We start from the raw sequence: 26,705 nt of genomic DNA, 5'->3' as shown, positions 1-26,705 counted from the left end.
GGCAACTGGCGGGTCACATTCGGCTGGGCCGGCGAGGACGCGGTCGACGTCGATCGGAGGATTACCACTGATGACGGCAAAGCTGACGGCTGGTTTGCCGCCCATGCATCCTGGCGAACTGCTGCGGGAGGATGTCATTCCGGCGCTGGCGATCCCGAAGGCGGAGATCGCGCGCCTGCTCGGGATTTCGCGCCAGAGCCTCTACGACATCCTTGCCGAGAGGCAGCCGGTGACGCCCGGCATGGCGCTGCGGCTGGGCAAGCTGTGCGGCAACGGTCCCGAACTGTGGCTGTCGCTGCAGCGGACCTACGACCTCGACGTCGCTCGCAAGGAGCTTGGCGCCGAGATCGAGAAGATCCCGACGCTGACGGCGGCGTGAGGGTGGCAGGGGGCGCGGCTGCGTCCCCCCTCGGCAGTCCGGTCTCTCAGCGCCGGACGACCACGGTGGTGCCGACGCGCACGCGATTGTAGAGGTCGATCACGTCGTCATTGGTCATGCGGATGCAGCCCGAGGACACCGCCTGGCCGATGGTCTCCGGCTCGTTGGAGCCGTGGATGCGGTAGAGCGAGGAGCCGAGATACATCGCCCGCGCGCCCAGCGGATTGTCGGGACCGCCCGGCATGTAGCGCGGCAGGTCGGGCCGGCGCCGGAGCATCTGCGACGGCGGCCGCCAGTCCGGCCATTCCGCCTTGCGCGAGATCGTCTTGACGCCCGACCACTGGAAGCCCTGGCGTCCCACGCCGATGCCGTACCTCAGAGCGGTTCCTCCCGGCTGCACCAGGTAGAGACGACGCTCAGCGGTGTCGATGATCACCGTGCCCGGCCTGTAGGGGCCGTCATAGCGCACCGTCTGGCGCGGAATCGGCGAGGCGCCGAACTTCTCGTAACCGATGCCGCCGCCCCGCCGCTCATAGGTGTAGGTGTGCGGATAACGTTCGTCATAGGTGGCGCCGGCCGTCGTCGGGCCGGCGGCGGCCACGGCGAGGGTGACAAACGCGAGCAGCTTCGAGCGCATGGCGATCCTTCTCGGTCCTAACCTTTGCCGTCGTGCAACCAGGTCTTGCACGGGGACAAGCTATGATTTGCAGCGTCGCGGACGACGGTCCGCGACGAAGAACTTTGCAGCCTTAAGGTATACAAATGATGTGCGGGCTGGACGGCACGGCCGCGGGCCCAGCTGAGGGATGAACGCCATATTTCGCCGCGTTCTTCAACCCCGGAAGCCTTGCGCGGAGGCATTCCTGCCCCGGCGTGCGCTGGCGGTCAGGCCCAGCCCCATTCGAATCGCCGCCGCCGGGGCCTTGCCTGCGCCCGCAACACCTTGAGCGATCAGGGCTTGCGGCCCAGCGCCTCCTGGTCCTTCAGCCAGTCCGAGAGGCTGCTCGACGACTTCGCCGACTTGCCGGATTTTCCCGACGTGCGCTTGCCGCCCTTGGTGGTGGCGGCCGTCGAACCGGCCGAGCGGGGGGCCGAGCGGATCTTGGCGGGCTTCGAATCGGCTCCCGGCTCGGCCGCAGCGCGCGCCAGCCGCAGGGCCTTCAGTCGCTCGGTCTTCTCGCGCAAGGTGCGGGCGTCGAGTTCGTACTGCAGGAGTCCGGGTTTGCCCGCTCCGTCGCGATTGCTCTTGTTATCATCGGCCATGACTGGTCTCCGGTGTGGGCACTGAACGTTCGGTAAAGGTTAGAGCGCCATCCGATCCGACGGCATCGGCGGGTCGCTCTAAGTTGTTGATTCGTTGCATTCTATTTCGCAATACCGGTTCCCACCTGCAGAGAATGTTCTATTTGCCCGCGGCTTTGCGCAGCGCTGCGTTGATGCGGTCCTGCCAGCCGGGGCCGCCGGCGCGGAAATGGTCGAGCACGGCCTGATCGAGGCGCAGCGACACCTGCTCCTTGGCCTCCGGCAGCACCGGCCGCACCGACACCTCCTTCGATTCCGGCAGCACCGGCCGGACGGAGACGCGCGGCTCGATCGGCGCAGGGGATTTGTTGGTGATGGCCTTGAAAGCCGCCTCGGCCGCGCTGCGCGCATCGAGCGGACGTCGTGTTCTGCTGCCGTTCATCGGGCCTCCGTGATTGTGCGCCTTCGAGCCCTCAGCGGTCCGACTGAACCGGAAGCTCTAACCCCCTGATTTGGCGCGTTTTCTGTCGCAGAACCGGCTTCCGGTCTTGCGGAAAGCGTGCCAAGGGCAACTCGCAAAGAGCTGCTCGGGCGGCCGGGCCGGACGTCGGTGCCGAACGTCCTCGCCGGAAGCCTCCGAGCGTGGAACAGATCCGTTGTCGCGGGTCCCGCGCGCCGGTGCGCACGCCCGCGGGCACGGGCACCGGGCCGTCCTGCACGGTGCCACACCCACAACGGCTGAGAACGTTGCGCTGCGGCAGGCCGCGAAACGAATCCGCTGCGGACAACAGCCCGATCCGCCGCTCAGCGCAAGGCCACATTACGCCGCGATTCCGCCGCGGTCGAGCCTCGCTCGTCGACCAATCGGCAATGAGGTGAAAAACCGCCAGCAGCCCGTCAGCCGTTGGAGCCGCGCGGCAACAGGCGCGCCGAATTGAGCAGGAACACCATTTCCGAGCCGACATGGATCGATGCCGCCACGAGCGGCGACAGGAAGCCTGCCGCCGCCAGCGCCATGCCGATGAGGTCGACGCCGAGGGTGCCGGCGAAGTTCTGCCAGATGATGGCGCGGGTGCGGCGCGCCAGCCGCACGGTGTCGACGAACTTGAGGAGATCGTTGCCGAGCAGCACGATGTCGGCGCTCTCCTGGGCCACGTCGGTGCCCGAGCCCATGGCGACGCCGAGATCGGCGCGGCTCAAGGCCGGCGCGTCGTTGATGCCGTCGCCGACCATCGCCACCACCCGTCCGCCGGCAACCAGGGCGGCGACGCGCGCCAGCTTGTGCTCGGGCAGCAGGCCGGCCTCGACCTCGGCGATGCCGATCTGGCGCGCCACCGCATCCGCAACGGCGGCGCTGTCGCCGGTGAGCAGCAGCGTGCGGATGCCGAGCGCGGTGAGGCCGGCAATCGCATCGTGCGCCTCCGGGCGCACCCGGTCGGCCAGCACGATCTGGCCGAGATAGCGCCCGGCCTGCGCCACCAGAACCTCGGAGCCGATTTCGGCCGCGTGCGGCGCCGGCACGGCGATGCCGGTCTCGGCGAGCAGCCGGCGGTTGCCGACCAGCACCTGCGCGCCGGCGATCTCGGCGGTGATGCCGCGGCCCAGCGTGTTGGTGAAGGCCGCCGGCTCGACCAGCGCAACCCCGCGCGCCTCGGCCGCCTGCACCACCGCGCGCGCCAGCGGGTGCTCGGAGCGCAGCTCGGCGGCGGCGGCAAGCCGCAGCACCTCGTCCTCGGCGATGCCCGGTGCGGCGTGCACCGCCTGCACCCGCGGCTCGCCGAAGGTCAGCGTGCCGGTCTTGTCGAGCACCACCGTATCGATGCGGCCCAGCGTCTCCAGGTGCATGCCGCCCTTGACGATGGCGCCCATGCGGGCGGCGCGGCCGATGGCGCCGAGAATCGCCAGCGGCGTGCCGGCGGCGATGCCGCAGGCGCCGGCGACGATGATCACCGAGATGGTGTCGCGCACGTCGCCGGTGACCAGGAAGGTGGTGGCGGCGGCGGCGAAGGCGAAATAGACCAGATAGCCGGCGAGCCGGTCGGCGAGGCGCTGCACGGGGGCGCGCGAGCGCTCGGCGCTCTCGACCGCCTCGATGATCCGGCCGTAGCTGGTGTCGCGGCCCACCCGCTCAACCACGATCTCGATGGCGCCGTCCTGGTTGATCGAGCCGGCATAGGCGAAGCTGCCGACCGTCTTCTCGGCCGGCATCGACTCGCCGGTGATGCGCGACTGGTCGACCGTGGAATGGCCTTCCACCACCGCGCCATCGACCGGAATCCGCTCGCCGGGGATCACCAGCACCCGGTCGCCGATCGCGACGGCATCGACCGCCAGGGTGACGACGGCGCTGCCACGGCGCACCCGCGCCTCGCGCGGCACGAACTCGACGAGGTCGCCGATGGCCCGGCGGCCGCGGGCGGCGGTGAGGCGTTCCAGCTCCTCGGCCACCAGCACGAACACCGTGACCACCAGCGCGGTGAAGAACTCCGAGATCGAGGCGGCGGCGACGATGGCGATGGTCATCGACAGTTCCATCGTCATCCGGCGGGCGAGCAGGTTCGAAGCCGCCTCCCTGGCGATCGGCCAGCCGGCGAAGATCAGCGCGGCCACCCCGATGAGGCTGAGCGGCGCCAGCGGCTCCCACACTTCGAACCACACTGCCGCGGCCGCGAGCGCCGCCACGGCGATACGCGCCGCCTGCACGGGCGCAAACGGCCGCGCGGCGTCCGAAGCCAGATCGGGCACCGGGGGCGGATCGGCCGGCCGGGACGCCTCAAGCGCGACGGTGGGGGGCGTTGCGTCCGCTTTGGCGCAAAACGCGCGAATGCGAGGACGTGTCAGCACTCCGAAGCGGAGCAGGGTACGAGACGGAGCGGCAAGGGAGCGTTTCGGGATGCGCGTGGCCACCTGACCCACCACTTTGGAATTATCCTAACATGATATACCGATGGCTTGCGGACAATTCCGCGCGGTTGGCGGCGGCGATCGGTACGGATGGTTCGGGAACGGCCGGCGGCTTGTGCCGTTATATCAATGGCGGCGATAGCCGGCCGGTGGCTCCGCTGGCGAATTTTCGTGAAATCATTGATTTCCTTAAAGAAAATTCGCAAGAGTCAACGGCCCCACGCATCAGCGTTTGGGGCCGTTGGTATTCAACGGTTTCCGGGTGATCCGTCCGGGATGCCGGAGGCGGCGAAAAGCCCTTGTTCGGAAACGGGATTTTTCGGCCAAGACTGCGAAATACAGGCTTTGTCGGACGGATTTGGTGATGCGGGTCTGCCGGGTGGGCAGGGGAGGGCGGCATGAGCGTGAAGCAGGCGATTGTTCTCTATGGCTGCGCGCTGGTGGTGATGCTGCCGCTCGATCTCTTGTGGCTTGGGGTGGTGGCGCGCAGCTTCTACCAGTCGCAACTCGGGCCGTTGCTGCTCGACCGGCCGGCTCTGCTGCCGGCTGTGGCCTTCTACCTGCTCTATGGCGTCGGCATCGTCATTTTCGCAATGGCGCCCGCCGTCGCCGACAACGCGCCCGGCACCGCGCTCCTTTACGGCGCGCTGTTCGGCCTGTTCGCCTACGCCACCTACGACCTCACCAATCTGGCGACGCTGCGCGGCTTTCCGCCGGCGGTGGCCATGGTGGATCTCGCCTGGGGCACGGCCGTGACGGCGGCGAGCGCCTGGGCGGGCTTCCATCTGGCCCGCCAATTCGGTGCGGTCGGCTGAGACGATGGCGTCGGCGTGGGAGAGAGGCCAGCGCATTTTCACACCAAAAGATTGCAGAGATAGCGTAGACGAATAACCGAGGGTTGCGGTATCTTCTGCAGGAGATTCGGTGGGCTGCGGCTATGACGAGTCGTCTTAGGAAAGACTTGCAGGTGCGCTGGGCAAGCCTGATCTACATTACTTAAGGTCAATTTGCAGTGATCAATGTCAAGCTCGCGCTGTGATCAGTCCGTGAACCTTGGTGATTGACTTTGAGTCTTCCGCTGTTGACGCTGTATCCATGTTCATTATTGTTATGCGTCCCAAACACGCTGGTGGGCGCTCCAAGCGCGGCGTAAGCGGCATGCCCGAATGGCGCTTGGCCAATGATGCGTTTAATCATCCCGTGACAATTGGGGGTCTCGATGGCATCCGTGGTTGACCATGCTCGGCTGGCGTTCACGGCGGTCGAACGCCTCGAGAAGGTGTCTGGTTCGCGCGAGCTGATCGAGACCTTTCGTTCCTGCCTGGATCCATTCGGGTTCGGCGTCGTGCTGATCACCGGGCTGCCCGATCCGCCCGCCGATCCGACGCCGTTCTTCCTGATCAATAGCTGGCCGGCTGGCTGGCACGAGCGCTACATTGAGAAGGATTTCTACCGCGACGATCCGGTGGCCCAGGCTGGCCGCACGCAGATCGATCCGTTCACCTGGGGCGAGGCACCGGTCGACCCCGAGCGTCAGCCGCGGGCGCGGCAGGTCATGGCGGAGGCCGCGAGCGTCGGCATGCGGGACGGCTTCGTCGTGCCGATCCTGACCAGCCGGAGCGTGCAGGCCTGCGTGTCGGTGGCCGGCGACAAGCCGGAGCTGAGCCCCAATGTGCGGCGGATGATCCATCTCGTCGGCATGTTCGCCCATGCCCGGGCGGTGCGTCTGCACGCCGGCCAGAAGGCGCTGACGAAGCGGCTTCTCAGCGATCGTGAGCGTGAGGTTCTGCGCTGGACGGCAGCTGGCAAGACGGCGTGGGAAACGTCCTGCATCCTCGGCATTTCCGAGCGGACTGTAACTTATCATGTTACGACGGCCGCGCAGCGGCTGCAGGCCGTGTCGCGCACCCATGCCGTGGCGCGGGCGATCACGCTCGGCGAGATTTCCATTAGCTGAAGCATATGCAAAGATCTCCTGTAATTTCTTACAGGCGACATCGATCATGGCGAGCGCTACCCTGCTTGAAACGAGTGGAGTGGTGTAATGATCCATGTCATTACCAGCCGGAACAGGCATCTTTACGAAGGGGAGCTGACGCAACATTTCCGTGTTCGTTACGATATTTATGTGCGTGACCGGCAATGGCTGGCTCTCGACCGGCCTGTTCCGTTAGAGATCGACCAGTTCGACACGCTCGATGCGATCTATCTTCTTTCGATCGACAAGGGAAAACTGCTCGGCGGCTCGCGTCTCATTCCCTCGATGCAGCCGCATTTGCTGAGCGAGGTCTTCCCCTATCTGGCGCCGCGCGGCGTGCCGCGCCGTGCCGATGTGTTCGAATGGACGCGCATTTTCGTCGCCAAGGACCAACGTGGTGCCAACGGCGCTGCTGGGACGGCAAAGGCGGCCGGCGGCCGGGCGCTCGGCGAGGTATTGTGCGGGATCTTCGAATTCGCGCTGGACGAGGGCATCTCGGCCATCAGCGCGGTCGGCGAGATGTGGTGGACCCCGCGCTTCCTCGAGATGGGATGGAAGGTCGAACCGCTCGGATTGCCGACGCAGATCGAGGGTGAATGGTGCAATGCCTTCTTGTTCAAAGTCGATGACGAGGTTCTGGCCAACACGAGGAAGTGTTTCGGGATCGAAGGCTCAGTCCTGACGCGGCGCGGCTTGCGACAGCCCGTGGTTCATCATCTTGATACGTAGGGGATTATCAGACATGTCGGAAGATGGACGCGACGCTCGCCTGCTGTTCGAGCACCTGAGCACGATGTCTCTTGTGCAGATTATCGCGTATCTGGAGGATGAGGCGCGCCGCGTGAGCAGCGTCGCCGGCTATTGCCTCTCCATGGCCCGCCTTGAGCTCGAACAGGCCCACGCGCACCGGCCGAGCGACGAGACCAGGAAGAGCCTCAATTAAAGCGCGCGCCGGTCCGACCTATCGGATCGGCGCTCGAAGCCTTCCAGACGAAGCCCGGACGATCCTACGGTTTCCGGCTGATCGAGCCCGAGAATCGTATTGTACGAGCGGCCCCGGACGCCGATGCGTGGGGCGGTCGACTCCCGCGGATTTTCTCATCCGAAATCAAAGATTTCGCGCGACTCCGCAACCGGGACCAGCGGCCACCCCTGCGCCCACTGGCATTAAGAAACCACCGACATGCCGCCGCTCCAGGTCATCGCGACCCTTGGGGGTCGTCGATGCGTGTCGCTGGACGGATATATCGACCGGATGGGTTGAGGAAAAATGGTGGGCGCGACAGGGATTGAACCTGTGACCCCTCCCGTGTGAAGGGAGTGCTCTCCCGCTGAGCTACGCGCCCGCCGAAGCGGAAGTGCTTTCTAGGGGGGGCGGCCGAGCGGTGTCAAGAACGATGCTGGCGGCGATGTGCGGTGACGTTGCGCCGGCGGCGCACGCCAAGCCAATGAGGGCGCCGACCGCCAGCCAGAGGTCGCTCGGAATCCGTTACCGTAACGCAGCGCGCCCTGCGCCGCAGGGTACCGCGGGAGGGTACCGCGGGCGGCGCCTGGTTGGCGATGCCGCCAGACGAATCCGCCCGGATGATACGGTTTCAGGTTGATCCCGTCGGGATCCCGGAAGCGGCCCGCCGCCGGTTCTGCAAGAGCCTTCCGATAGCGGGGTTATCGGCGATCGGACGACGGCTCGAAGGCTTGGTCGGCCGGAAACCGGATCAGCCGGAAGCGGTGTGATTCGACGATCCGGCGAAACGGCCGGGTCGCCGGCCGGAGATCGCCGTGATGCGGTGCGGCGCTGGCCATGCGGCGAGCGATGTCCGCCCGTGGTGGCCATCCTCTGTCGTTCGCCCTGTGATAGCAGCCGTGCGCGCCGGGGCCGCCATGTTGCGGTGCGGTACCGATCTCGCGCTTGCCGAAAGTTGCTATCCGGACGAATACGCATGGCGGTCATTGCGGCAAGTTTTCGGTTGCCGATGTAACCGCCTGACTGGTACCGATTTCAACACAAGAAAAATAGCCGTTTCTCAAAAGGCAATCCGCGGGGGCGGACAGCGTCACGCTGGCTGGCGTTCTTTGGGGTTGGGGGGATTAAAAGAATGGATTTGTCAGGCTGTTGGAGCCGGTGGCGACGCTCGGCTTTCGGAAAATCGTATTCAGTATTTCGTATATCAAAAAAATCAGCCGTGGCGCTGGTCGTGCTGGGAAGCGCGGCGTGGCTCGGTGCGGTCACCGTGGAGGCGGAGACGCCGCATGCCGGCGGGGCCATCCGTGGCGACTTCATGGCCGAATACCGGGCCTTGGCGGACTATGCCCGCGACGTCGGGTTGAGCGTGCCGCAGGTTGTGGCGGGCGACGTGGCCGGCGCCGGCCACGCGGCGGCGGCGACCGCCGCCCACGGCGCGTTGTCGGAGCGCGCAGGCGCCGGGAAAGCTTCTCCGCATGCCGGTATCGGGCCAGCCGGGACCGGCCTTGAGGGTCATGGCCTGAAGGGTGATCGCTCGACGGGGCATGGCTCGAGGGGTCATGGCTCGAAGGGTCATGGCCTCAAGGTCCATGGCCTGAAGGGTGACGGGGCCGATTCGGCGGTCCAAGGGGCAGCCGACCACTTGGCAGCCGACCACTTGGCAGCCGACCACTTGGCAGCCGACCACGCGACGGCCGAGGGGGTTGGCGCGGCGGACCAGCCGATCGTGGTCGCGCAGGCGGACGTCGCGCAGCCGGCGCCGAAGCCGAAGAAGCGGGCGAAGGCGGCGGCGGCGGCCGAAGGGCACGCCCTGATGGTCATGCCGGCGCCGGATGATCCGGAGGGGCGCTACTATGTCGGCTCCAAGCCGTGCGAGACGTGCCACGCCGGCCTGTTCGACGAATTCTCCAAGACCATCATGGGCCGCAACATCCTGTCCGGGAAGGCGACGCCCCAGGGCAAGATGGAGTGCGAAAGCTGCCACGGGCCGGGCTCCGGCCACGTCAATGCCGGCGGCGGCCGCGAGGCCGGCCACATCCGCTCCTTCCGCAAGACCGACCCGCGCTTCTCGGTGGCCGACGCCAACGGTGTATGTCTGAGCTGCCACGAGAAGGGCGAGCAGACCTATTGGCGCGGCTCGACGCACGAGAACCGCGACGTCGCCTGCGTCGACTGCCACACCGTGATGCGCAAGACGACGCCGCGCTTCCAGCTCGCCAAGACGTCGGTGATGGACACCTGCTTCCAGTGTCACAAGGACCGGCGCGCGCAATCGCTGCGCACGGCGCACATGCCGATCCGCGAGGGCAAGATCACCTGCGCCAACTGCCACAATCCGCACGGCTCGGCCACCGAGGCGATGCTGAAGGGCGATACGGTCAACGACACCTGCTACACCTGCCACGCCGAGAAGCGCGGGCCGTTCCTGTTCGAGCATCCGCCGGTTCGCGAAAACTGCCTGAACTGCCACGAACCGCACGGCTCGATGCACGACAAGCTTCTGGTGGTGGCGCGCGAGCGGCTGTGCCAGCGCTGCCATACCAATCGGCACAATCAGGCTGGCCTCGGTGTGCTCGGAGCGACCGCCAACGCCCTGCGCTACGCGGTCGGCAGTTCCTGCCAGAACTGCCACACGAACATTCACGGCTCGAACAGCCCGTCCGGCGCGCGCTGGCACCGCTGACGCGGTGCCGGCCGGCGCTGCCCGCAGCGCGGCGGGCGGCAACTCCGAGGCGCGGTACGGCCGGGCCTCGACCTCCACGACGCTGAGAGAAGCGGCCACCCATCGGCAGGCCGCCGGGTGACTGCGGCTGCCTTCGACATGCCGCCGGGAAGACCGCGGCCAAGGGGGCGGGCCGCCAACAGCACTCAAGAGTGGCCGCCGAAGGCGAGCCGCCGGGGCATGGGGAAAACGTAGCATGCGTGCGCAAGTGCGGCGCTGGCGGGAAGGAGGGGGTGATGAAGGTCAACGGGGGAATGGCGCTGACCAGCGTGCTGCTGATCGCGGCCGGATCAGCCCTTTCGCGGGGCGCTTTGGCCGCAGAACCGGCGGTTCCGGCTGAGGCCGAGGAACATGGCGGCGTGAACATTTCGGGCGAGATCGAGGCTGGGTTCCGCGCCTTCATTGAGCGGCCGCCGAGCTACGCGCTGCCGGGGATTCTGCCGGCCGGTCCGCCAACCGCGGCCGGCACCAGCACCGATCCACTGATGGGCGGGCAGCCGTCGCCGATCTTCAATACCGACCGCGACAATCGCGCCAAGTTCGAGGAATACGGCAACATCAGCCCCGGCCTGTTTCTGGAGAAGATTGACATCAGTGCACAGACCAAGGACGGCGATTACTTCGCCGACTTCCGCGGCGATAATGTCGGCAACAACAACCAACGCTTCGTCTTCGACTGGTCGAAGGCCGGTGAGTTCTACGGCACCTATTCTTGGGACCAGATCCCACACCTCTACAGCGCCTCGGCCCAGAGCATCTGGGAGGGTGTCGGCACGAACTTCCTCACCACGCCGGTATGGGTCGGCAATATCGCCAATAGCGGCCTTGCCTCCAATACGGCGATCTATAACGCGCTCCAGGGCAACCTCAAAACCATCGACATTGGCATCGAGCGCGACAAGTTCGCCGCCATGCAGCGTTGGACGCCGAACCAGAACTGGGATGTGCGCGCCGACTATTCGCACGAGCGGCGCGAAGGCACCCAGGTCGCCGGTGCGATCATCGGCGGCATGGGCGCTCAGCAGATGGTGCAACTGCCGGCGCCGGTGGCCGACACCACCCAGAACGCCAAGCTGTCGGGCCAGTATGCCGACGAAACGCCGTGGGGCGGCAAGTTCAATGTCCGCACCTCGGCCAGCGTGTCGTCCTATCAGAACGACTTCGACTCCTTCACGTTCGAAAATCCGTTCTCAGCCACCAATCCCGGCTCGTCCCCCAACTGCGCGTTGACGACAGCCAACAACACCTATCCGCGCTGCGGCCGCGTCAGCCTGTCGCCCGACAACCAGGCCTACAATTTCGCCACCACGGCCGGCGTCGATCTGCCGGGCAAGAGCCGATATATGGGCACCGTGTCCTACACCATGATGCGGCAGGACGATGCGTTCATCGACCGCACGATCAATCCCAATCCCGCCCTCGGGATCGGCACCATGCCGACGGACAGCGCCGACGCCAAGGTGGACACGCTGCTGGTGAACAACGTCGTCTCCACCCGGCTCGGCAAGGATGTCAAGTCGACGCTGCGCTATCGTTATTATGATAACAACAATAATACGCCGGAAATATACTGGCCACAATACGTGCAGGAGGATGCCTCCAACGTCGCGCTCCGCCGCCGCAACTTGGCCTATTCCTACACCAAGCAAAACGCTTCGGAGGAATTGACTTGGCGCCCCAGCAGGAACCTGACCATCGGCGGCGCGGTCGGCTGGGAGCAGTACGATCGCGGACGACGCTCCGTGGACGTCACCAATGAATTCAGCGGCAAGGTGTTTCTCGACGCGCGACTTGGCGATGACACGCGTCTGCGCTCCAGCTACCTGTATGCCGGACGGACTTATAACAATTACGACTTGGCATCGGTCGCCTATTACCAATACGACGGCGTCGATACTACTGTGAACAACCTGCTGATGCGGAAGTTCACCATGGCCGACCGCAACCGCCAGAAGGCCAATGTGTTGCTGGAATGGTCGGGCATCGAGCGGCTGACGATCACCCCGACCGCCGGCCTGCGCTTCGATGACTACGAGACCAATCCTTTCAATATCTATCAGAATTATGGCACTGGCCAAACAGGCGAACTTGGCCTGACCAAGGATAATAGCTGGAATGTCGGCATTGAGGTCGCCTATTCGTTCGCACCCGGCACGACGCTGATGCTCGCTTACGTCCACGAGAATTTCGATCGTGATCTGTATGGCAGCCAGGGTACGATGAGCTACCAGGATCCGACGGTCATGTCGCCGGGTGTTGGATATTTCTTCAGCAACATGGACGAGAACGTCGACACTTATATCGCGTCGGCGAACGTCGAGCTCATTCCCGATAAGCTCGAACTCAAGCTCAACTACGCCTACGCCCACGGCAAGGAGAACTGGACTGCGCAGCCCTACACCGACAGCAGCCAATGCCTTGCCGCCGTCAACAGCGCCTGCCAGCCGTTCCCGACGGTGAAGAACGACTATCAGCGCCTGGATGCCATTCTGAAATACCACGTCGATCCGGAGTTCGTCACCAAGGTCGGGCTGGTTGGCGATGTCTACGTCAAGCTTCGCTACAGCTGGGAGCAGAACCAGGTCACAAACTGGCAGAACGACTGGACGACGCCGTACATGTATCTCGTCGATGGCAACATGGTGCGCAACATCTCCATGGCCGCCTACAATCCCAATTACACCTCACATCTGATCGCCGCGTCGCTGGCGGTGAAATGGTGAAGTTGTCTAACGTATTCGACCAATAACCAGGCCGGAATGGCCATCAAACGGAGGAGGAAGACCCATGGATGCCAAGATCATGGATGCCACCACCAAGTCCCGCCGGCTGTCGCGCCGCGACATGCTCGTCTGCAGCGCCTACGTGCTGGGCGCGGGCGCTGCGATCGGCCTTGCCGCCACCGACGCCGAGGCCCAGGTCGCCAAGAAGGCCAGCCACAAGGCCTCGGGCTATCAGGAGTCGCCCAAGGGCGCGCAGCGCTGCGACAATTGCCGCATGTTCGTCGCCCCGGCCTCGTGCCAGGTGGTGGAGGGCAAGATCGCCGCCAATGGCTGGTGCCGTCTCTACGCCAAGAAGGCGTGAGCCCGGCCGCCTCGTCGCGCCTCGACCGGGCGGCGTCATGCGGTTTCCGGTCGCCCGAAAGGATCGGCCGGAAGCCGTATGAGCCGGACGCGCCGGGCCGTGCGCAATGCGAGGCGCGGTGTTTTCAAAAACTGTCCCGGGTCTCGCTCACGCTGGCCGGGACGATGAGGGCAACCAACTTCGAGCCTCGGCCGAACGGCGCGCGCCGTTTGCGCCGGGGCTTTTTTTCGGACGGGCCGCCACGTTATATCAACGGCCCCGAACGCTGACGCGTGGGGCCGTTGGTTCTCGCGGATTTTCTTTCGGGAAATCAAAGATTTAGCGAAAACTCGCAAGCAGAACCAACGGCGGCGATCGCCGCCGTTGGTATGACTCGGTCTCCCGGGCGAGCAGCGAAGCTGCGCGGCCCGGGACCGTTTGCAGAAGAGGGACGGTATTTCCGGAGGACGATCCCGGATCGGCGCTGCGCGCCGTCCGGGATGACGCGGCAAGGAGAAAGACGATCCCGCCACGCCATGCGCGGGCCGGGACAAACGGGCCGATCGCCCCGTCGCCCCGTCCGGTGGCGTCCGTCACCCCATCCTGTAGCCGTGGCGCACCGAGCCCCAGTGCTTGCCCTGGATGCGGATCGGCACGTCGATTTCCTTGATCATCACCGTCTTGCCGCCGCCCATGTCGCGGGCATAGACCTGCAGCAGATAGGGCCGGGTGTTGCGCGCCGCGGCGAGGCCGGTGCGGTCGTCGAAATAGCGCCGGTTGCGGCAGTTGGCGACGTTCCAGTCGCGCTCGCCCGGCCGCTGCGGCTGCGAATAGACCGTGTTGTGCACGGCCACGAAGGCGTTGCGGTCGCAGGTGATGGCGAAGGCCCGCGCGGGGTTGGACTTGAGATAGCGCTCCTGGATCGGCGGCAGGATGGTTTCGAGCAGGCCTTGCGCCCGCGCGGTGAATTGCGGCGGGTCGGTACCCGGCACTGGCGACACCGCATTGTCGAGCAGCGCCTCGATGGTGGTCTGACCGTCGGCGATCGCGGCCTCGAAGGCCACCTGGATCTCGTCCGCCATGGCGCGGGCATTGGCGACCGCCGCCTCGTTCTCGGTGCGGATGATTGCGAGCTTGGCGTCGATGACGCTCCGTACCGCCTCCGGCGTGCGGACGAACTGTAGATGGAGGCCGAGCGGGGAGGTGGCGACGACGCGGGCCGGCAGCCGGCCGATGCCGGCAAGGTCGAGCTCGCCCGCCGCACCCTGGCGGACGGCCGCGGCCGCCTCCGGGGCGTTGGCGCGGAGCAGCGCGCCGTCTTCGGACAGATCGAGGGTGTGGCCGTCGACGATGCGGCCGCCGGTATCGAGCCGGGCGGCCAGTTCGCAGGGCAGGCGGTCGAAGCGGCGGCGGTCGCCGATCTCATTGGTGCGCAGCACCACCACCAGGCGGGCGCGCAGCTTGTCGGCCAGCCCGGCGACGCGCGCGCTGGCATCGTCGATATGGCGGGCGCGGTCGAAGATGCGGTTGGCGGCGGCCTCGGTCTCGGCGGCGCCGTCCGAGACGCGGGTGACGAAGGAAGACGTTTCGGCGGCGGTGCGCGACAGTTCGCCGGCGGTGGCGACCTGCTCCTCGACCGCGGCGGCGATGGCGGTGAACACCGGGCGGATGGCGCCGATGGCGCCGGTGATGCGGTTCACCGCGTCGATCGAGCTTGCCGCGTCGGACTGCAGCCCGTCGATCTTGCGGGCGATCTCCTCGGTCGCCTTCTGGGTCTCGACAGAGAGCGCCTTGACCTCCTGCGCCACCACCGCGAAGCCGCGGCCGGCGTCGCCGGCGCGGGCCGCCTCGATGGTGGCGTTGAGCGCCAGGAGATTGGTCTGCTTGGCGATCGAGGCGATCAGCCCGACCACCTGGCCGATCTCGTTCGACGAGGTCTTCAGCCCGTCGACCGAGCGGCTGGCCTCGGCCGCCGCTTCGGTGGCCTGGCCGGTCAGCCGGCCGGCCTCGTCGACTTGGCGGCCGATCTCGCCGGAGGAAGCCGCCAGTTCCTCTGTGGCGGCGGCAAGCTGGCAGGCGTCGGCATTGGCCTTGCGGGCGAGGTCGGCGATGCGGCTGGAATGGTCGCGGATCTCGCCCAGGGCTTCGGTGGTGGCGCGCAGGCCAGAGCGCACCGTGTCGGTACCGGAGGTGACGTCGCCGATCAGCACGGCAAGGTCCGCCTCCACCAGATCGAGTGCCTCGCGCATGCGGGCGAGGCGAAGCGCCATGCCGTCTTCGCCGTCGGCCGCGGCAGGCGCGGCTTGGGACGCGGCGAGTTCGGGGGCTGCGACCTCGGGGAGAGCCGCGGCGGCGGGCCGCCGTCGGAACGTCAGTTTCAGCATGGCTTGGCTCGGCTCGAAACTTGGCTTGAAGCTTGGCTCGATACTTGGCTTGACGCGCGCGAAGCCCGGGCATGCGCCCGGTCGTCCAGTTTCCAATGTGACGAACCAAGGTTAATTCCGCCTTAGCGGTAGCCGTGTACGAGATGCTGCAGTGCGTGCCCGCCGGTCCGGCGGACACGCGACCGCTCCAACTCTTTGAGTTGTCGCATTCTCTTTCGCAAAACCGGTTCCCACTTTTGCGGAGAATGCTCTAAGCCTTCGGCAGCAGGTCGGCGATCGCCTGCGGCAGGGCGTCGTAATGGTCGATCAGCCGGTCGGCGCCCAGCGCCTCGGGCGGCACGTCGGTGTAGCCGAAGCTCACCGCCACCACCGGCAGCGCCGCGTTGCGGGCGGTGGCGACGTCGGTCTTCGAATCGCCGACCATCACCGCGCGGCGCGGATCGCCGCCCGCCCCGGCGATGGCGCCGAGGAGGTGGCCGGGATCGGGCTTCCTGACCGGGAACGTATCGTAGCCGGCCACCATGGCGAAGCGGTCGATCAGCTCAAGCTCGGTCAGGAGCTTGATGGAGAGCGCGGTCACCTTGTTGGTGCAGACCGCGAAGCGGAACCCCTGGGCCTGCAGCCGGTCGAGGGCGCCGGTCACGCCGGGGAAGGGGCGCGACAGGCGCGAGATGCGCGCGGCGTAGGCCTCCACATAGTCTTCATAGATGCGCTCAAGCTCGGCGGGGTCGGTGTCGCGGCCAAGCTCGGCCAAGGCGCGGGCGATCAGCGGCTTGATGCCGGCGCCGACCAGCCGCCGGCCCTCGGCGATCGATAATGGCGGCAGGCCGAGGCTGGCCAGCGTGTCGGCCAGCACGTCGATCAGGTCGGGCAGCGTGTCGACAAGGGTTCCATCAAGGTCGAAAACGGCGATCGGGGGCGCGGACATCGGTTCATCCAGTTGGGGAGCCCTTCCTATCGCGGCTTGGCGGCGGCCTGTCCAGCCTGGCGTGGCTGTCGTGGAGCGACCGTGCTAAAGCCCGATGCGCGCAAGGCGAGAACAATGACAGGGGAGGGGGAACCGATGGCTGCCAACAGCGAGGCCTTGAAACGCGCCGCCGCGGCGCGCGCGCTGGAAGAGGTGAAGCCCGGCATGCGGCTCGGCCTCGGCACCGGCTCCACCGCCAATGCCTTCGTCGAGCTGCTCGGCGAGCGGGTGCGCGGCGGGCTCGACGTGCGCTGCGTGCCGACCTCCGAGGCGACGGCGGCGCTGGCCGGTCAGGTTGGACTCACGCTTGCCACGCTCGACGACATGCCCGAGCTCGATTTGACGGTCGACGGCGCCGACGAGATCGGCCCGGATTTGGCGCTGATCAAGGGCGGCGGCGGCGCGCTGCTGCGCGAGAAGATCGTGGCGGCCGCCTCCGGCGCCATGGTGGTGATCGCCGACGCCGCGAAGCTGGTGGGCACGCTCGGCCGTTTTCCCCTGCCGATCGAGATCGTGCCGTTCGGCGCGGAGGCGACGCGGCGCGCGGTCCTTCGCCTTGCCGAGGCGCAGGGTCTCAAGGGCGAAGTCCGCCTGCGGACCCGGGATGGCCACGTTTTTGTCACGGATGGGGGCCACTTCATCCTCGATGCAGGGTTCGGCGCCATCCCCGATCCCGCGGCGCTGGCTTGCGGGCTCGCCGGGATTGCCGGGGTGGTGGAGCACGGATTGTTCATAGGGCTGGCGACCAAGGCCATCGTTGCCGGAGACGGCGGCGTGCAGGTGCTGACGCGATCGGCCAACACGGAGTCTTGAAAATGCACATGCCCTCTCTGTCTGCGCCCACCCTGCGAGGCGGGTTTCTCGCGCTCGGCCTGGCGGTGGCGGCGTTCGCCCCGTCGCAGCCGGCCGCCGCGCAGCAGGCCGTGGCCGCCAAGCCGTCTGCGGCCCAGGTTCAGCTTGCGCGCGAGCTGATCGAGCTGAACGGCTCGCTGCGCGCCATCGACGACATGGTGCCGGCCTATCTCGAACAGGCCCGCAACATGTTCGTCGTCACCAACCCCGATCTGGCAGCGCCGCTGGCCGAAGTGGCGGCCAGCCTGCGGCCGGAATTCCTGGCCCAGCGCACCGAGGTGGTCGACGGCATCGCGCTGGCCTACGCCTCGCGCTTCACCGAGGCCGAACTGCGCGAACTGGTGACGTTCTACCAGTCGCCGACCGGCAGGAAGTTCATCTCGGTGCTGCCGGCGGTGCTGCAGGACAGTTTCCAGCGCATGCAGGCCTGGAGCGCCAAGCTCTCCGAACAGATGGTGGCGCGGATGCGCGTCGAGATGCGCAAGAAGGGTCACGAGCTCTGAGTGGTTCGCAGCGCAGCGAAGTCGAGGGAAAGATGATGACTGTTCGCACTCGCGTGTTCGCGGCGGCGGTGGCCTGTCTTGCCGTGGCCTGCCTTGCCGCGCCCATGGTGCCGGCGCCGGTCCTGGCCCAGCAGCAGCCGGCGCAGCCCGCAGCGCCGCGCGATCCGCAGGTCGTGGCGATCGCCCGCGACTATGCCCGCTCGGCCGAGCTGGCGGCCAGCCTGTCGCGCGCGCTGCCGGCGATCTCCGAACAGATCGTACGAAATGTGCGCCAGAGGAACCCCGGCGCCAGCAACGATACGATGAACGCGTTCTCCGACGCGCTGTTCGAGGAATTCCTGCTCAAGCGCGCCGCCGAGATCGAGGCGGCGGTGGTCGATGTGCTGCTCGACATCTACACCAAGGACGAGCTGATCGCGCTGAAGACCTTCTATTCGACGCCGGTCGGCCAATCGATCATCAAGAAGCAGCCGCAGCTCGGCACCAAGATGCCCGAGGCGCTGCAGGAATGGACGCGCCGTGCCGCCCCCGAGGCGGTGAAGGCGGCGGCCGCGCGGCTCAAGGCGTCGGGCAAGGATCTCAAGCTCTGAGGCGCGCTGCGGCGTGATCGGCGCCAAATAGAGCATTTTCCGCATAAGTGGATACCGGTTTTGCGAATGAAAATGCGATAAAACAAAAACCTAGAGCGTCCGCCGGATCCAATCAGATCGGCGGACGCTCTAGCTGGCGGCTGGGTGCCGCCCTTCTTCCCTCTCCCCTTGCGGGAGAGGGTGCCGAGCGATCGTCAGATCGCGAGGCGGGTGAGGGGTGAATTTTCCAGAGTTTGTCGTATCTACCCCTCACCCGGCGCGACCTCGCGTTTGCTCGGTCTCGCCACCCTCTCCCACAAGGGGAGAGGGAAGAAAGAAGCCGAGCGGATCATCTGGAAACCTCATGAGGCGGCTTCCGGCGTGATCGGCCGGTTTCCGCAGGAGACATCCTCCCCCTTGAGGCGAACATGAGCGAATTCGACGCCGATCTCTTCGTCATCGGGGCGGGCTCCGGCGGGGTCAGGGCGGCGCGCATCGCCGCCGGCTACGGCGCCAGGGTGATGGTGGCCGAGGAGTTCCGGGTCGGCGGCACCTGCGTCATTCGCGGCTGCGTGCCGAAGAAGCTGCTGGTCTATGCCGCGCGCTTCGACCACGCGTTCGAGGACGCCGCGGCCTTCGGCTGGAGCCTCGGCACGCCGGCGCACGACTGGCGGGCGCTGATCGCCGCCAAGGATCGCGAGATCGCCCGGCTGGAGAAGATCTACCGCGCCAATCTGGAGCGGGCCGGTGTCACGGTCATTGCCGAACGCGCGGTGTTCGAGGACGACCACACGGTCCTGCTCAAGGGCTCCGGCCGGCGCATCCGCGCCCGCAACATCCTGATCGCCACCGGCGCCCATCCCATCCGGCCGGTGTTCCCCGGCTGCGAGCTTGCCGCCACTTCCAACGAGGCGTTCGATCTCGATCGCCTGCCGCGGCGGGTGGTGGTGCAGGGCGGCGGCTATATCGCGCTGGAATTCGCCGGCATCTTCAAGGGGCTCGGCGCCGAGGTCACGGTGGTCCACCGCGGCGAGCGAGTGCTGCGCGGCTTCGACGAGGACATCCGGCTGGCGATCCAGAAGGAGATGGAGACGCAGGGCATCCGCTTCCGCCTGTCCGAGACCATCCGGGCGGCGGCGCGCGCGGATGCCGGTTTGCGTATCGAGCTTGCCGGCGGCGACGAGATCGAGGCCGACCTGCTGATGGCGGCGACCGGGCGCATGCCCAACACCAGCGGGCTCGGCCTGGAGAACACCGGCGTGGCGCTCGACCCCCGCGGCGCGGTGGCAGTGGATGCGGTCTCGCGCACCAGCGTGGCGCATATCTTCGCGGTCGGCGACGTCACCGGCCGCGTCGCGCTCACCCCCGTCGCCATCCGCGAGGGCCACGCGGTGGCCGATGGGCTGTTCGGCGGCCGGCTGGAGGCGGTCGACTACGGCGCCATCCCCACGGCCGTATTCACCGAGCCGGAGATCGGCACCGTCGGCGCCACCGAGGCCGAGGCGCGGGCGGGCGGCGCGCCGATCGACATCTACAAGACGAGCTTCCGGCCGATGAAGGCGACGCTCTCCGGCCGCGACACCAAGGTGTTCATGAAGCTGGTGGTGGATGGCGAGAGCGACCGGGTGCTCGGCGTCCACATCATCGGCGAGGCGGCGGCCGAAATGGTGCAGTGCCTGGCGATCGCGGTGAAGATGGGGGCGAAGAAGGCCGACTTCGATGCCACCATGGCGCTGCACCCCTCAGCCGCCGAGGAGCTGGTGACGCTGCGCACCAAGTGGCAGCCGGGGTGAGGCTATTTCCTGCGCACCTGGAATGCGCGTCAGTCTCGCTCGCGGAGAATTGCATCCACCAGCTCGCGCGAGGCGGTCTCCAGCGTGGATGGGCTGAGCCTGCACGATTGGGGCACGGCAAACCGGATGAAGAACGGCATCATGCTGGGCGCCGTTGAGAGGTATATCCTCTCCGTGGCGGCTCTCGCATAGTAGATGAGCCGGACGTGGTACGAATTCTCCGGAATGATCTCGCCATAGAGCGCATCGACGACGACATATCCCTGGCTCCGGTATTGATATTCGACAATGCCCGGACCGGTGACGACCAGCATTGAAAATGGAAATCCGAAAATCGATTTGTCGCAGCCGGGGGCCTGCATCTCGACCCCGACGGCGGGCGACGAGACAATCGATGTCACGATGAGCGCGGCCGGCTCGGGGCCGAGCGTCGTCCCCGGCGGCAGATCCAGCGATGCCGTCACTTTGGGACGCCAGACGGTGTCGGCGAGCTTGCTCAAGAATCCTGTCAGGGCGGCAAGGGCGATGGCGGCGGCGGCAACCGTCCGCGCCGTCATGTTTGGGCAGCCGTCGAAGGACGGAACAGGCCGTAGGTTGCGACAAGACAAGCCAGCAGGCCGACCGAATAGATTTTGACGCCGAGCCCGTCGTGCCAGAACTCGTAATACGCCACGGACTGGGCCATCAGCCCGATCCGGGTCAGGTTGAAGACGATGGTGATGCCTGCCATGGCCAGGAACAACGGAACATCCGAACGGGAAATGGTCAGCTTCTCGATCTTCAGCAGCGACATGCACAGCAGCATCGAGAATGTCAGGTTGTGGAACGAAGAGCACGGCACCTCGATGAAGATGGCGTGACCGTTCGGTGCCACGATCATGTCGCCGTCGCGGGTGAAGTCGCCGAACAGCGACAGCAGGTGGCCGGCAAGGCTGGCTTCGAACGCGAGAACGAGCGGCAGGACCAGCCGGAATATCAGCGGACCAAAGGTCTCGTAGGAGGCCAGCGCCAGAAGAAGCTGGCCGACCGCCGCCAGCCGCGCGTCCTTCCGGAACGCGAAGGCGAGCCCGACCGCCGCCATCGCCGCACTGGCGGCGTGCAGCGGGGCCAGGGCGATCGGAAAGCTTGCGGCGGCCAGGAGCCAATTGTCGCGAGCCGACAGCAGGACGTCGTCGCGAAACCGCTGGATGACGACAAACAGGGCGGTGAGGGCGACCAGTTCACCGGCGCCGACCGCCGCCGCGTCGACGAGAAAGTTCGAAACATCGATTGAATCGGAGACTCTTTGCCCGCGCGGCCACGCAACCGCGACAACGACGCAGCACAGGAATATCAGCAGAACATGCCTGTCGCGAAACAGGCTGTTGCGCAGGGTGCTGTTGCTGGGACGTCCGTTCCACTCGGTCACGGCAAGACTGGATCAGTTCGGCTGCTTATGGCAGCGGCCTCTGAATTTGAACCGCAGCCGTCATGGCCGGGCCTTGTCTCGGTCATCCACATCTTTGTTCCAAAAGACATTTCTGGCCGTGCATGCCCGCGAGAGGCGGATTCATGCGACCCGCGCAGGCTCGGTTGCAGGCGCAGGCGAAATCACGCAGCCTGCGCAAGCTCGGTTGCAGCTTCGGGCATGACGGTTCCGTCCGGCCCGAACGTTCGCGATCAGTTCTTGCCCTTGCGGCGGAGCGCGACGACCGTCGCAACCCCAACCATCGCCAGGCCGATCAGGCCGATGTCGACGTCGGGACCAGGCGCGCCGCGAGGATGGCCGTGAGAACGGTCATGAAAGCGATCATGAGGGCGATCTGGATTGCCCGGATGAAAGCCCCACGCACCTGCCGGCGAAACCAACGCCAAGTTCAGGAGCAAGCAAAGAACCAAAGAACTTCTCGCCATGATTGACGGCTCCTAGCTAATGACGGTTGAATTTCTAGCCAGCGCAATTTCTGGTGTCAATCGGTTGCAACTCTTAGGTAATACAAATGATCGCAACCAAGCGAGGGTGACATGCGCGCAAAAAGGAGTCCTTTGGTGTCGCGGCGGAAGGTAAGCCGGCAATGCTTCGCGCCGCCGCCCGGCCGCCGCCCCGGCCATATCCGAGTCCCGTCAGGAGGATCGGCGCGCCTCTTGAGGATTTGAGTCAGCGCCGGCGGCTGCCGTCATTGACGGTCCTGTGGATCTGCATGAAGGCGCTCCAAGGCGTTGAGGCGGCGCCCTTCGGCGATCCGGGTCCACCCGGCGTCTGCGGAAACGGCGCCAAGCCGTTCGGGGGGCGCGCTTTATCGGGCGTGGCCGGATTCGATGCCTGCGGAGAAGGCTCTAAGCATCCCGTATGATTTTGCAGGGCACACCCCTGGTGTATAAGCACGCAGCCGCCGTGGCGCTTCCGCCGTGGCGGTGTCAGGATTGGATACATGGCTGAGCGTTGGAGCCCGTCGAGCTGGCGGAACAAGCCGATCGTGCAGGTGCCGGACTATCCGGACCAGGCCGCCCTGGCGGCCACCGAGACGCAGCTTGCCTCCTTTCCGCCTCTGGTGTTCGCCGGCGAGGCCCGCAAGCTGAAGAAGTCGCTGGCGAAGGTCGCGGCGGGCGAGGCGTTTTTGCTGCAGGGTGGCGATTGCGCCGAGAGCTTCGCCGAGCACACGGCCGACAACATCCGCGATTTCTTTCGCGTTTTCCTGCAGATGGCGGTGGTGATGACCTTTGCCGGCGCGGTGCCGGTGGTGAAGGTCGGCCGCATCGCCGGCCAGTTTGCCAAGCCGCGCTCGGCGCCGACCGAGACGCTGAACGGCGTCGAGCTGCCGTCCTACCGCGGCGACATCGTCAACGACATCGCCTTCACGCCCGAGGCGCGCGTGCCCGATCCGCGCCGCCAGATCTCGGCCTACCGCCAGTCGGCGGCGACGCTGAACCTGCTGCGCGCCTTCGCCACCGGCGGCTACGCCAATCTGGAGAACGCGCACCGCTGGATGCTGGGCTTCGTCAAGGACAGCCCGCAGTCCGCCCGCTACCAGCAGCTCGCCGACCGCATCACCGAGGCGCTCGACTTCATGCGCGCCTGCGGCATCGATCCCGAGACGCATCCGGAGATGCGCACCACCGACGTCTACACCAGCCACGAGGCGCTGCTGCTGGGCTATGAGGAGGCGCTGACCCGGGTCGATTCCACCACCGGCGACTGGTACGCCACCTCCGGCCACATGCTGTGGATCGGCGACCGCACCCGCCAGCCGGAGGGCGCGCACGTCGAGTACTGCCGCGGCATCAAGAACCCGATCGGCCTCAAGTGCGGCCCGACGCTTTCGGCCGATGGGCTGATGGAGCTGCTCGACATCCTCAATCCGGGGAACGAGCCCGGCCGCATCCAGCTCATCGCCCGCTATGGCGCGAACAAGATCGGCGAGCAGTATCCGGCCCTGGTGCGCCGGGTGAAGCAGGAAGGCCGCGCCGTGCTGTGGACGTGCGATCCCATGCACGGCAACACCGTGAAGGCCGGAACCGGCTTCAAGACCCGGCCGTTCGACCTGATCCTGCAGGAGGTGAGGGGGTTCTTCGCGGTGCACGCGGCCGAGGGCACGCACCCCGGCGGCGTGCATCTGGAGATGACCGGCCGCAACGTCACCGAATGCACCGGCGGCGCCCGTGCCATCAGCGAGAACGACCTGTCGGACCGCTACCACACCTATTGCGATCCGCGCCTCAATGCCGAGCAGGCGATCGAGCTGGCGTTCCTGATCGCCGACCTGCTCAAGAAGGCCCGCAACGGCAAGACCCGGCCGCACGTCGAGGCGGCGGAGTAACCCTCACGCGTCGTCCCGGGCAAGCAGCGAAGCTGCGCGACCCGGGACCGTTTGCAGAAAGGGGACCTTTTCCGGATGATGATCCCGGCTCCCGCTCCGCTCGGCCGGGGTGACGAGGCCGAAATTGGCCGATCCCCGCCGCGATGCTATGTCGAGGCATCGACGGGCATTTCGGGGATGGCCGTGCACCGCCTCTACCGCGCGACGCTGAACTCCATCCGCGGGCTTTCCGCCGCGCTCGGCACCGAGTCAGCGGTGCGCGAGGAGATGGTGCTGCTCGCCCTCGCCCTGCCGGTGGGCTGGCTGCTGTCGCCGTCGATCGGCTGGTTCGTGGCGATGATCGCGGCGCTCCTGGTGGTGCTGGCGGTCGAGATGCTGAACACCGCGATCGAGAAGCTCGCCGACCACGTCACGCCCGAGCGCCATCCGCACATCGGCATGATCAAGGACATGGGCTCGACCGCGGTGTCGTTCGCGCTGACGGTGGCGCTGCTGGTGTGGGCTGCCGCCATCGCCGTGCGGCTTGGTTTGTGAAACGGCTTGGATTGTGAAGCGACCTGACGGATCGAGTCGGATCGTGGCCGCAAGCCATTGATCTTCCGCGGTCTCTGTCGCGAGGCCGGGGTCCGCTCCTGCCCAGATTGCGCTCTTGAGGCGAGCGGGCGCGCGGCGTACACGTGAGCCATGCCCCAGACCCTCGCCATCGCCCTAGCCCAGCTCAATCCCACGGTCGGCGACATCGCCGGCAATGCCGAGAAGGTGCGGCGCGCCCGCGCCGAGGCCGCGGCCGGCGGCGCCGAGATCGTGCTGTTTTCCGAGCTGTTCCTGGCCGGCTATCCGCCCGAGGATCTGGTGCTCAAGCCGGCCTTTCTCGCCGCCTGCCGCGCCGCCATCGCGGCGCTGGCCAGCGAGACGGCGGATGGCGGTCCGGCGCTGATCGTGGGCACGCCGTGGGTGGAGGCGGGGCGGCTCCACAATGCGGTGGCGGTGCTCGATGGCGGCGCCATCGTCGCGCTGCGGTTCAAGGCCGACCTGCCGAACTATGGCGTGTTCGACGAGAAGCGGGTGTTCGTGCCGGGGCCGCTGCCGGAGCCGGTCGAACTGCGCGGCGCGCGCATTGGCCTGCCGATCTGCGAGGATATCTGGGGCCCCGAGCCGGTGGCGCACCTCGCCGCGGCCGGCGCCGAGATCCTGCTGGTGCCGAACGGCTCGCCCTATCGCCGCACCGTCGCCGAGCAGCGCCGGGCGGTGGTGGCGGTGCGCATCAGCGAATCCCGCCTGCCGCTGGCCTATCTCAACCAGGTCGGCGGCCAGGACGAGCTGGTGTTCGACGGCGCCTCCTTCGTGCTCAATGCCGACCGGGCGCCGGCCGCGCAGCTTGCGGCCTTTGCCGAGACCGTCGCGCTCACCCGCTGGACCAGGACCGCCACCGGCTGGCGCTGCTGGCAGGGGCCGAATGCCGGCGTGCCGGCCGAGGACGAGGCCAATTACGCCGCCTGCGTGCTGGGCTTGCGCGACTATGTCGACAAGAACCGGTTTCCCGGCGTGGTGCTGGGGCTGTCGGGCGGCATCGACTCGGCGCTGTGCGCGGCGATGGCGGTGGACGCGCTGGGGCCCGAGCGCGTTCACTGCGTGATGCTGCCCTATCGCTACACGTCCAACCAGTCGCTGTCGGATGCCGCCGACATCGCCACCCGGCTGGGCGTGCGCTACGACATCGTGCCGATCGCCCCGGCGGTCGAGGGGCTGGAGGCGGCGCTCAAGCCGCTGTTCGCCGGCCGGCCGCGCGATGTGACGGAGGAAAACCTCCAGTCGCGCGCCCGCGGCACCATCCTGATGTCGGTCTCCAACAAGTTCGGGTCGATGGTGGTGACCACCGGCAACAAGAGCGAGATGTCGACCGGCTACGCCACGCTCTATGGCGACATGAACGGCGGCTACAACCCCATCAAGGATCTCTACAAGACCGAGGTGTGGCGGCTGTCGCGCCTGCGCAACCGCTGGAAGCCGGCGGGCGCGCTCGGCCCGGACGGCGAGGTGATCCCGGACGCGATCATCGACCGGCCGCCGACTGCCGAACTGAAGGACAACCAGACCGACCAGGACACGCTGCCGCCCTACGAGGTGCTGGACGACATCCTGGAGCGGCTGGTCGAGAAGGAGATGCCGATCGCTGACATCGCCGCCGCCGGCCACGATGTCGAGACGGTGCGCCGCGTCGAGCGCATGCTGATGCTGGCCGAATACAAGCGCCGGCAGGCGGCGCCCGGCGTCAAGGTGACCGAGAAGAACTTCGGCCGCGACCGGCGCTACCCCATCACCAACCGCTTCCGCGATCCGGGGCCGGACGCGGCGGGGTGACACGGTTTCCAGCCGATCAGCGCGGAACAACCGCTGGCCGGGAGCCGCTTCTTCCCTCTCCCCTTGCGGGAGAGGGTGGCGAGACCGAGCGAAGCGAGGTCGAGCCGGGTGAGGGGTAGATATGGCGTAGGCTGGAGAATTGGCCCCGCCCCCCCCCCGCCGGGAATAGATAGCGCGGCCCCCACACCCCCAAAGCGGGGGGGGAGGAATGACCCCAGGAGCTAACC

General features: G+C 66.9%; 24 protein-coding genes and 1 tRNA gene. 15 read left to right on the top strand and 10 right to left on the bottom strand.

Annotated elements, in window-relative coordinates; all coding sequences use genetic code 11:
* The first annotated feature begins 70 nt into the window (after positions 1–70).
* Positions 71–379 (top strand): HigA family addiction module antitoxin, encoded by a 309-nt coding sequence (locus tag F1193_RS10660; protein ID WP_150097671.1) that lies wholly within the window; start codon positions 71–73, stop codon positions 377–379.
* Positions 380–425: 46 nt separating this feature from the next.
* Here F1193_RS10660 and F1193_RS10655 read toward each other — a convergent pair whose 3' ends face one another.
* From F1193_RS10655 to F1193_RS10640, 4 genes are all read right to left on the bottom strand, one after another.
* Positions 426–1,016, bottom strand: a complete 591-nt coding sequence (locus tag F1193_RS10655) for a L,D-transpeptidase (protein ID WP_150097670.1) — start codon at positions 1,014–1,016, stop codon at positions 426–428.
* Between the two features lie 314 nt (positions 1,017–1,330).
* A complete protein-coding gene (locus F1193_RS10650) occupies positions 1,331–1,642 on the bottom strand; it encodes a hypothetical protein (RefSeq protein WP_150097669.1) in 312 nt (103 codons plus the stop codon).
* Between the two features lie 139 nt (positions 1,643–1,781).
* The gene (locus F1193_RS10645; RefSeq protein ID WP_150097668.1) at positions 1,782–2,063 is read right to left on the bottom strand and encodes a BrnA antitoxin family protein; all 282 of its coding nucleotides are present in this window, start codon (positions 2,061–2,063) and stop codon (positions 1,782–1,784) included.
* Between the two features lie 455 nt (positions 2,064–2,518).
* Entirely contained in the window at positions 2,519–4,366 is a 1,848-nt protein-coding gene (locus F1193_RS10640; protein ID WP_150097667.1) for a heavy metal translocating P-type ATPase, read from the bottom strand.
* Between the two features lie 557 nt (positions 4,367–4,923).
* Here F1193_RS10640 and F1193_RS10635 point away from each other — a divergent pair.
* From F1193_RS10635 to F1193_RS10620, 4 genes are all read left to right on the top strand, one after another.
* Positions 4,924–5,340, top strand: coding sequence for a DUF2177 family protein (locus F1193_RS10635; RefSeq protein WP_150097666.1), 417 nt, complete (start codon positions 4,924–4,926; stop codon positions 5,338–5,340).
* 404 nt (positions 5,341–5,744) lie between these two features.
* Complete coding sequence (locus F1193_RS10630) at positions 5,745–6,482, top strand: LuxR family transcriptional regulator (protein WP_150097665.1); 738 nt, start codon at positions 5,745–5,747, stop codon at positions 6,480–6,482.
* An 87-nt stretch (positions 6,483–6,569) separates the two neighbouring features.
* Complete coding sequence (locus tag F1193_RS10625; protein ID WP_150097664.1) at positions 6,570–7,232, top strand: acyl-homoserine-lactone synthase; 663 nt, start codon at positions 6,570–6,572, stop codon at positions 7,230–7,232.
* A gap of 13 nt (positions 7,233–7,245) precedes the next feature.
* On the top strand, positions 7,246–7,446 hold the full coding sequence (locus tag F1193_RS10620; protein WP_150097663.1) for a hypothetical protein: 201 nt from the start codon (positions 7,246–7,248) through the stop codon (positions 7,444–7,446).
* A gap of 328 nt (positions 7,447–7,774) precedes the next feature.
* Here F1193_RS10620 and F1193_RS10615 read toward each other — a convergent pair.
* A tRNA-Val gene (locus F1193_RS10615) sits at positions 7,775–7,849 on the bottom strand.
* A gap of 837 nt (positions 7,850–8,686) precedes the next feature.
* Here F1193_RS10615 and F1193_RS10610 point away from each other — a divergent pair.
* From F1193_RS10610 to F1193_RS10600, 3 genes are all read left to right on the top strand, one after another.
* Positions 8,687–10,150, top strand: a complete 1,464-nt coding sequence (locus F1193_RS10610; protein WP_246164307.1) for a DmsE family decaheme c-type cytochrome — start codon at positions 8,687–8,689, stop codon at positions 10,148–10,150.
* 275 nt (positions 10,151–10,425) lie between these two features.
* Positions 10,426–12,912 carry an MtrB/PioB family decaheme-associated outer membrane protein gene (locus F1193_RS10605; protein ID WP_150097661.1) on the top strand — a complete coding sequence of 829 codons (2,487 nt, stop codon included), beginning with the start codon at positions 10,426–10,428 and terminating at the stop codon, positions 12,910–12,912.
* Positions 12,913–12,976: 64 nt separating this feature from the next.
* Positions 12,977–13,273 carry a high-potential iron-sulfur protein gene (locus F1193_RS10600; RefSeq protein WP_246164306.1) on the top strand — a complete coding sequence of 99 codons (297 nt, stop codon included), beginning with the start codon at positions 12,977–12,979 and terminating at the stop codon, positions 13,271–13,273.
* A 572-nt stretch (positions 13,274–13,845) separates the two neighbouring features.
* On the opposite strand, the gene F1193_RS10595 is transcribed toward F1193_RS10600, so the two are convergent.
* Both F1193_RS10595 and F1193_RS10590 read right to left on the bottom strand, forming a co-directional pair.
* On the bottom strand, positions 13,846–15,636 hold the full coding sequence (locus F1193_RS10595) for a methyl-accepting chemotaxis protein (RefSeq protein WP_150097660.1): 1,791 nt from the start codon (positions 15,634–15,636) through the stop codon (positions 13,846–13,848).
* Between the two features lie 250 nt (positions 15,637–15,886).
* Positions 15,887–16,564, bottom strand: a complete 678-nt coding sequence (locus tag F1193_RS10590) for an HAD family hydrolase (RefSeq protein ID WP_210247350.1) — start codon at positions 16,562–16,564, stop codon at positions 15,887–15,889.
* A 135-nt stretch (positions 16,565–16,699) separates the two neighbouring features.
* Here F1193_RS10590 and rpiA point away from each other — a divergent pair, with 135 nt between their 5' ends.
* The 4 genes from rpiA (at position 16,700) to gor (ending at position 20,320) form a co-directional block, all read left to right on the top strand.
* A complete protein-coding gene (gene rpiA / locus F1193_RS10585) occupies positions 16,700–17,416 on the top strand; it encodes a ribose-5-phosphate isomerase RpiA (protein ID WP_246164303.1) in 717 nt (238 codons plus the stop codon).
* An 8-nt stretch (positions 17,417–17,424) separates the two neighbouring features.
* Entirely contained in the window at positions 17,425–17,958 is a 534-nt protein-coding gene (locus F1193_RS10580; RefSeq protein WP_170263524.1) for a DUF2059 domain-containing protein, read from the top strand.
* 35 nt (positions 17,959–17,993) lie between these two features.
* On the top strand, positions 17,994–18,548 hold the full coding sequence (locus F1193_RS10575) for a DUF2059 domain-containing protein (protein WP_150097656.1): 555 nt from the start codon (positions 17,994–17,996) through the stop codon (positions 18,546–18,548).
* Positions 18,549–18,955: 407 nt separating this feature from the next.
* A complete protein-coding gene (gene gor, locus F1193_RS10570) occupies positions 18,956–20,320 on the top strand; it encodes a glutathione-disulfide reductase (RefSeq protein WP_150097655.1) in 1,365 nt (454 codons plus the stop codon).
* 29 nt (positions 20,321–20,349) lie between these two features.
* Here the strand turns inward: gor and F1193_RS10565 are convergent, their stop codons facing one another.
* The 3 genes from F1193_RS10565 to F1193_RS10555 all read right to left on the bottom strand — a co-directional run bounded on the left by F1193_RS10565 (position 20,350) and on the right by F1193_RS10555 (position 22,213).
* The gene (locus F1193_RS10565) at positions 20,350–20,877 is read right to left on the bottom strand and encodes a hypothetical protein (RefSeq protein ID WP_150097654.1); all 528 of its coding nucleotides are present in this window, start codon (positions 20,875–20,877) and stop codon (positions 20,350–20,352) included.
* Positions 20,874–21,728, bottom strand: coding sequence for an archaeosortase/exosortase family protein (locus F1193_RS10560; RefSeq protein ID WP_150097653.1), 855 nt, complete (start codon positions 21,726–21,728; stop codon positions 20,874–20,876). The genes F1193_RS10565 and F1193_RS10560 overlap by 4 nt, the downstream gene beginning before the upstream one ends.
* Positions 21,729–21,979: 251 nt before the next feature.
* A complete protein-coding gene (locus F1193_RS10555) occupies positions 21,980–22,213 on the bottom strand; it encodes a hypothetical protein (protein WP_150097652.1) in 234 nt (77 codons plus the stop codon).
* Positions 22,214–22,731: 518 nt separating this feature from the next.
* Here F1193_RS10555 and F1193_RS10550 point away from each other — a divergent pair.
* From F1193_RS10550 to F1193_RS10540, 3 genes are all read left to right on the top strand, one after another.
* Positions 22,732–24,117, top strand: coding sequence for a class II 3-deoxy-7-phosphoheptulonate synthase (locus tag F1193_RS10550; RefSeq protein ID WP_150097651.1), 1,386 nt, complete (start codon positions 22,732–22,734; stop codon positions 24,115–24,117).
* A gap of 177 nt (positions 24,118–24,294) precedes the next feature.
* Positions 24,295–24,651 carry a diacylglycerol kinase gene (locus tag F1193_RS10545; RefSeq protein ID WP_342781809.1) on the top strand — a complete coding sequence of 119 codons (357 nt, stop codon included), beginning with the start codon at positions 24,295–24,297 and terminating at the stop codon, positions 24,649–24,651.
* A 150-nt stretch (positions 24,652–24,801) separates the two neighbouring features.
* Positions 24,802–26,478: an NAD+ synthase gene (locus F1193_RS10540; RefSeq protein WP_150097650.1), complete on the top strand. Its 1,677-nt coding sequence runs from the start codon at positions 24,802–24,804 to the stop codon at positions 26,476–26,478.
* Positions 26,479–26,705 lie beyond the last annotated feature (227 nt).

Source organism: Blastochloris sulfoviridis, from assembly GCF_008630065.1.
GTDB classification, from domain to species: domain Bacteria; phylum Pseudomonadota; class Alphaproteobacteria; order Rhizobiales; family Xanthobacteraceae; genus Blastochloris; species Blastochloris sulfoviridis.
The sequence above is the reverse complement of the archived record's forward strand: the minus strand, read 5'-3'. Positions and strand labels throughout refer to the sequence as shown.

Excerpts from the sequence above, each read along its gene's own strand:
- F1193_RS10660 (WP_150097671.1), top strand. The coding sequence starts at position 71 with ATGACGGCAAAGCTGACGGCTGGTTTGCCGCCCATGCATCCTGGCGAA.
- F1193_RS10630 (WP_150097665.1), top strand. The coding sequence starts at position 5,745 with ATGGCATCCGTGGTTGACCATGCTCGGCTGGCGTTCACGGCGGTCGAA.
- F1193_RS10600 (WP_246164306.1), top strand. The coding sequence starts at position 12,977 with ATGGATGCCAAGATCATGGATGCCACCACCAAGTCCCGCCGGCTGTCG.
- F1193_RS10595 (WP_150097660.1), bottom strand. The coding sequence starts at position 15,636 with ATGCTGAAACTGACGTTCCGACGGCGGCCCGCCGCCGCGGCTCTCCCC.
- F1193_RS10540 (WP_150097650.1), top strand. The coding sequence starts at position 24,802 with ATGCCCCAGACCCTCGCCATCGCCCTAGCCCAGCTCAATCCCACGGTC.
- F1193_RS10565 (WP_150097654.1), bottom strand. The coding sequence starts at position 20,877 with ATGACGGCGCGGACGGTTGCCGCCGCCGCCATCGCCCTTGCCGCCCTG.
- rpiA (WP_246164303.1), top strand. The coding sequence starts at position 16,700 with ATGGCTGCCAACAGCGAGGCCTTGAAACGCGCCGCCGCGGCGCGCGCG.
- F1193_RS10555 (WP_150097652.1), bottom strand. The coding sequence starts at position 22,213 with ATGGCGAGAAGTTCTTTGGTTCTTTGCTTGCTCCTGAACTTGGCGTTG.
- F1193_RS10625 (WP_150097664.1), top strand. The coding sequence starts at position 6,570 with ATGATCCATGTCATTACCAGCCGGAACAGGCATCTTTACGAAGGGGAG.
- F1193_RS10580 (WP_170263524.1), top strand. The coding sequence starts at position 17,425 with ATGCCCTCTCTGTCTGCGCCCACCCTGCGAGGCGGGTTTCTCGCGCTC.
- F1193_RS10605 (WP_150097661.1), top strand. The coding sequence starts at position 10,426 with ATGAAGGTCAACGGGGGAATGGCGCTGACCAGCGTGCTGCTGATCGCG.
- F1193_RS10590 (WP_210247350.1), bottom strand. The coding sequence starts at position 16,564 with ATGTCCGCGCCCCCGATCGCCGTTTTCGACCTTGATGGAACCCTTGTC.
- F1193_RS10635 (WP_150097666.1), top strand. The coding sequence starts at position 4,924 with ATGAGCGTGAAGCAGGCGATTGTTCTCTATGGCTGCGCGCTGGTGGTG.
- F1193_RS10620 (WP_150097663.1), top strand. The coding sequence starts at position 7,246 with ATGTCGGAAGATGGACGCGACGCTCGCCTGCTGTTCGAGCACCTGAGC.
- F1193_RS10575 (WP_150097656.1), top strand. The coding sequence starts at position 17,994 with ATGACTGTTCGCACTCGCGTGTTCGCGGCGGCGGTGGCCTGTCTTGCC.
- F1193_RS10655 (WP_150097670.1), bottom strand. The coding sequence starts at position 1,016 with ATGCGCTCGAAGCTGCTCGCGTTTGTCACCCTCGCCGTGGCCGCCGCC.
- F1193_RS10645 (WP_150097668.1), bottom strand. The coding sequence starts at position 2,063 with ATGAACGGCAGCAGAACACGACGTCCGCTCGATGCGCGCAGCGCGGCC.
- F1193_RS10545 (WP_342781809.1), top strand. The coding sequence starts at position 24,295 with ATGGCCGTGCACCGCCTCTACCGCGCGACGCTGAACTCCATCCGCGGG.
- gor (WP_150097655.1), top strand. The coding sequence starts at position 18,956 with ATGAGCGAATTCGACGCCGATCTCTTCGTCATCGGGGCGGGCTCCGGC.
- F1193_RS10650 (WP_150097669.1), bottom strand. The coding sequence starts at position 1,642 with ATGGCCGATGATAACAAGAGCAATCGCGACGGAGCGGGCAAACCCGGA.
- F1193_RS10550 (WP_150097651.1), top strand. The coding sequence starts at position 22,732 with ATGGCTGAGCGTTGGAGCCCGTCGAGCTGGCGGAACAAGCCGATCGTG.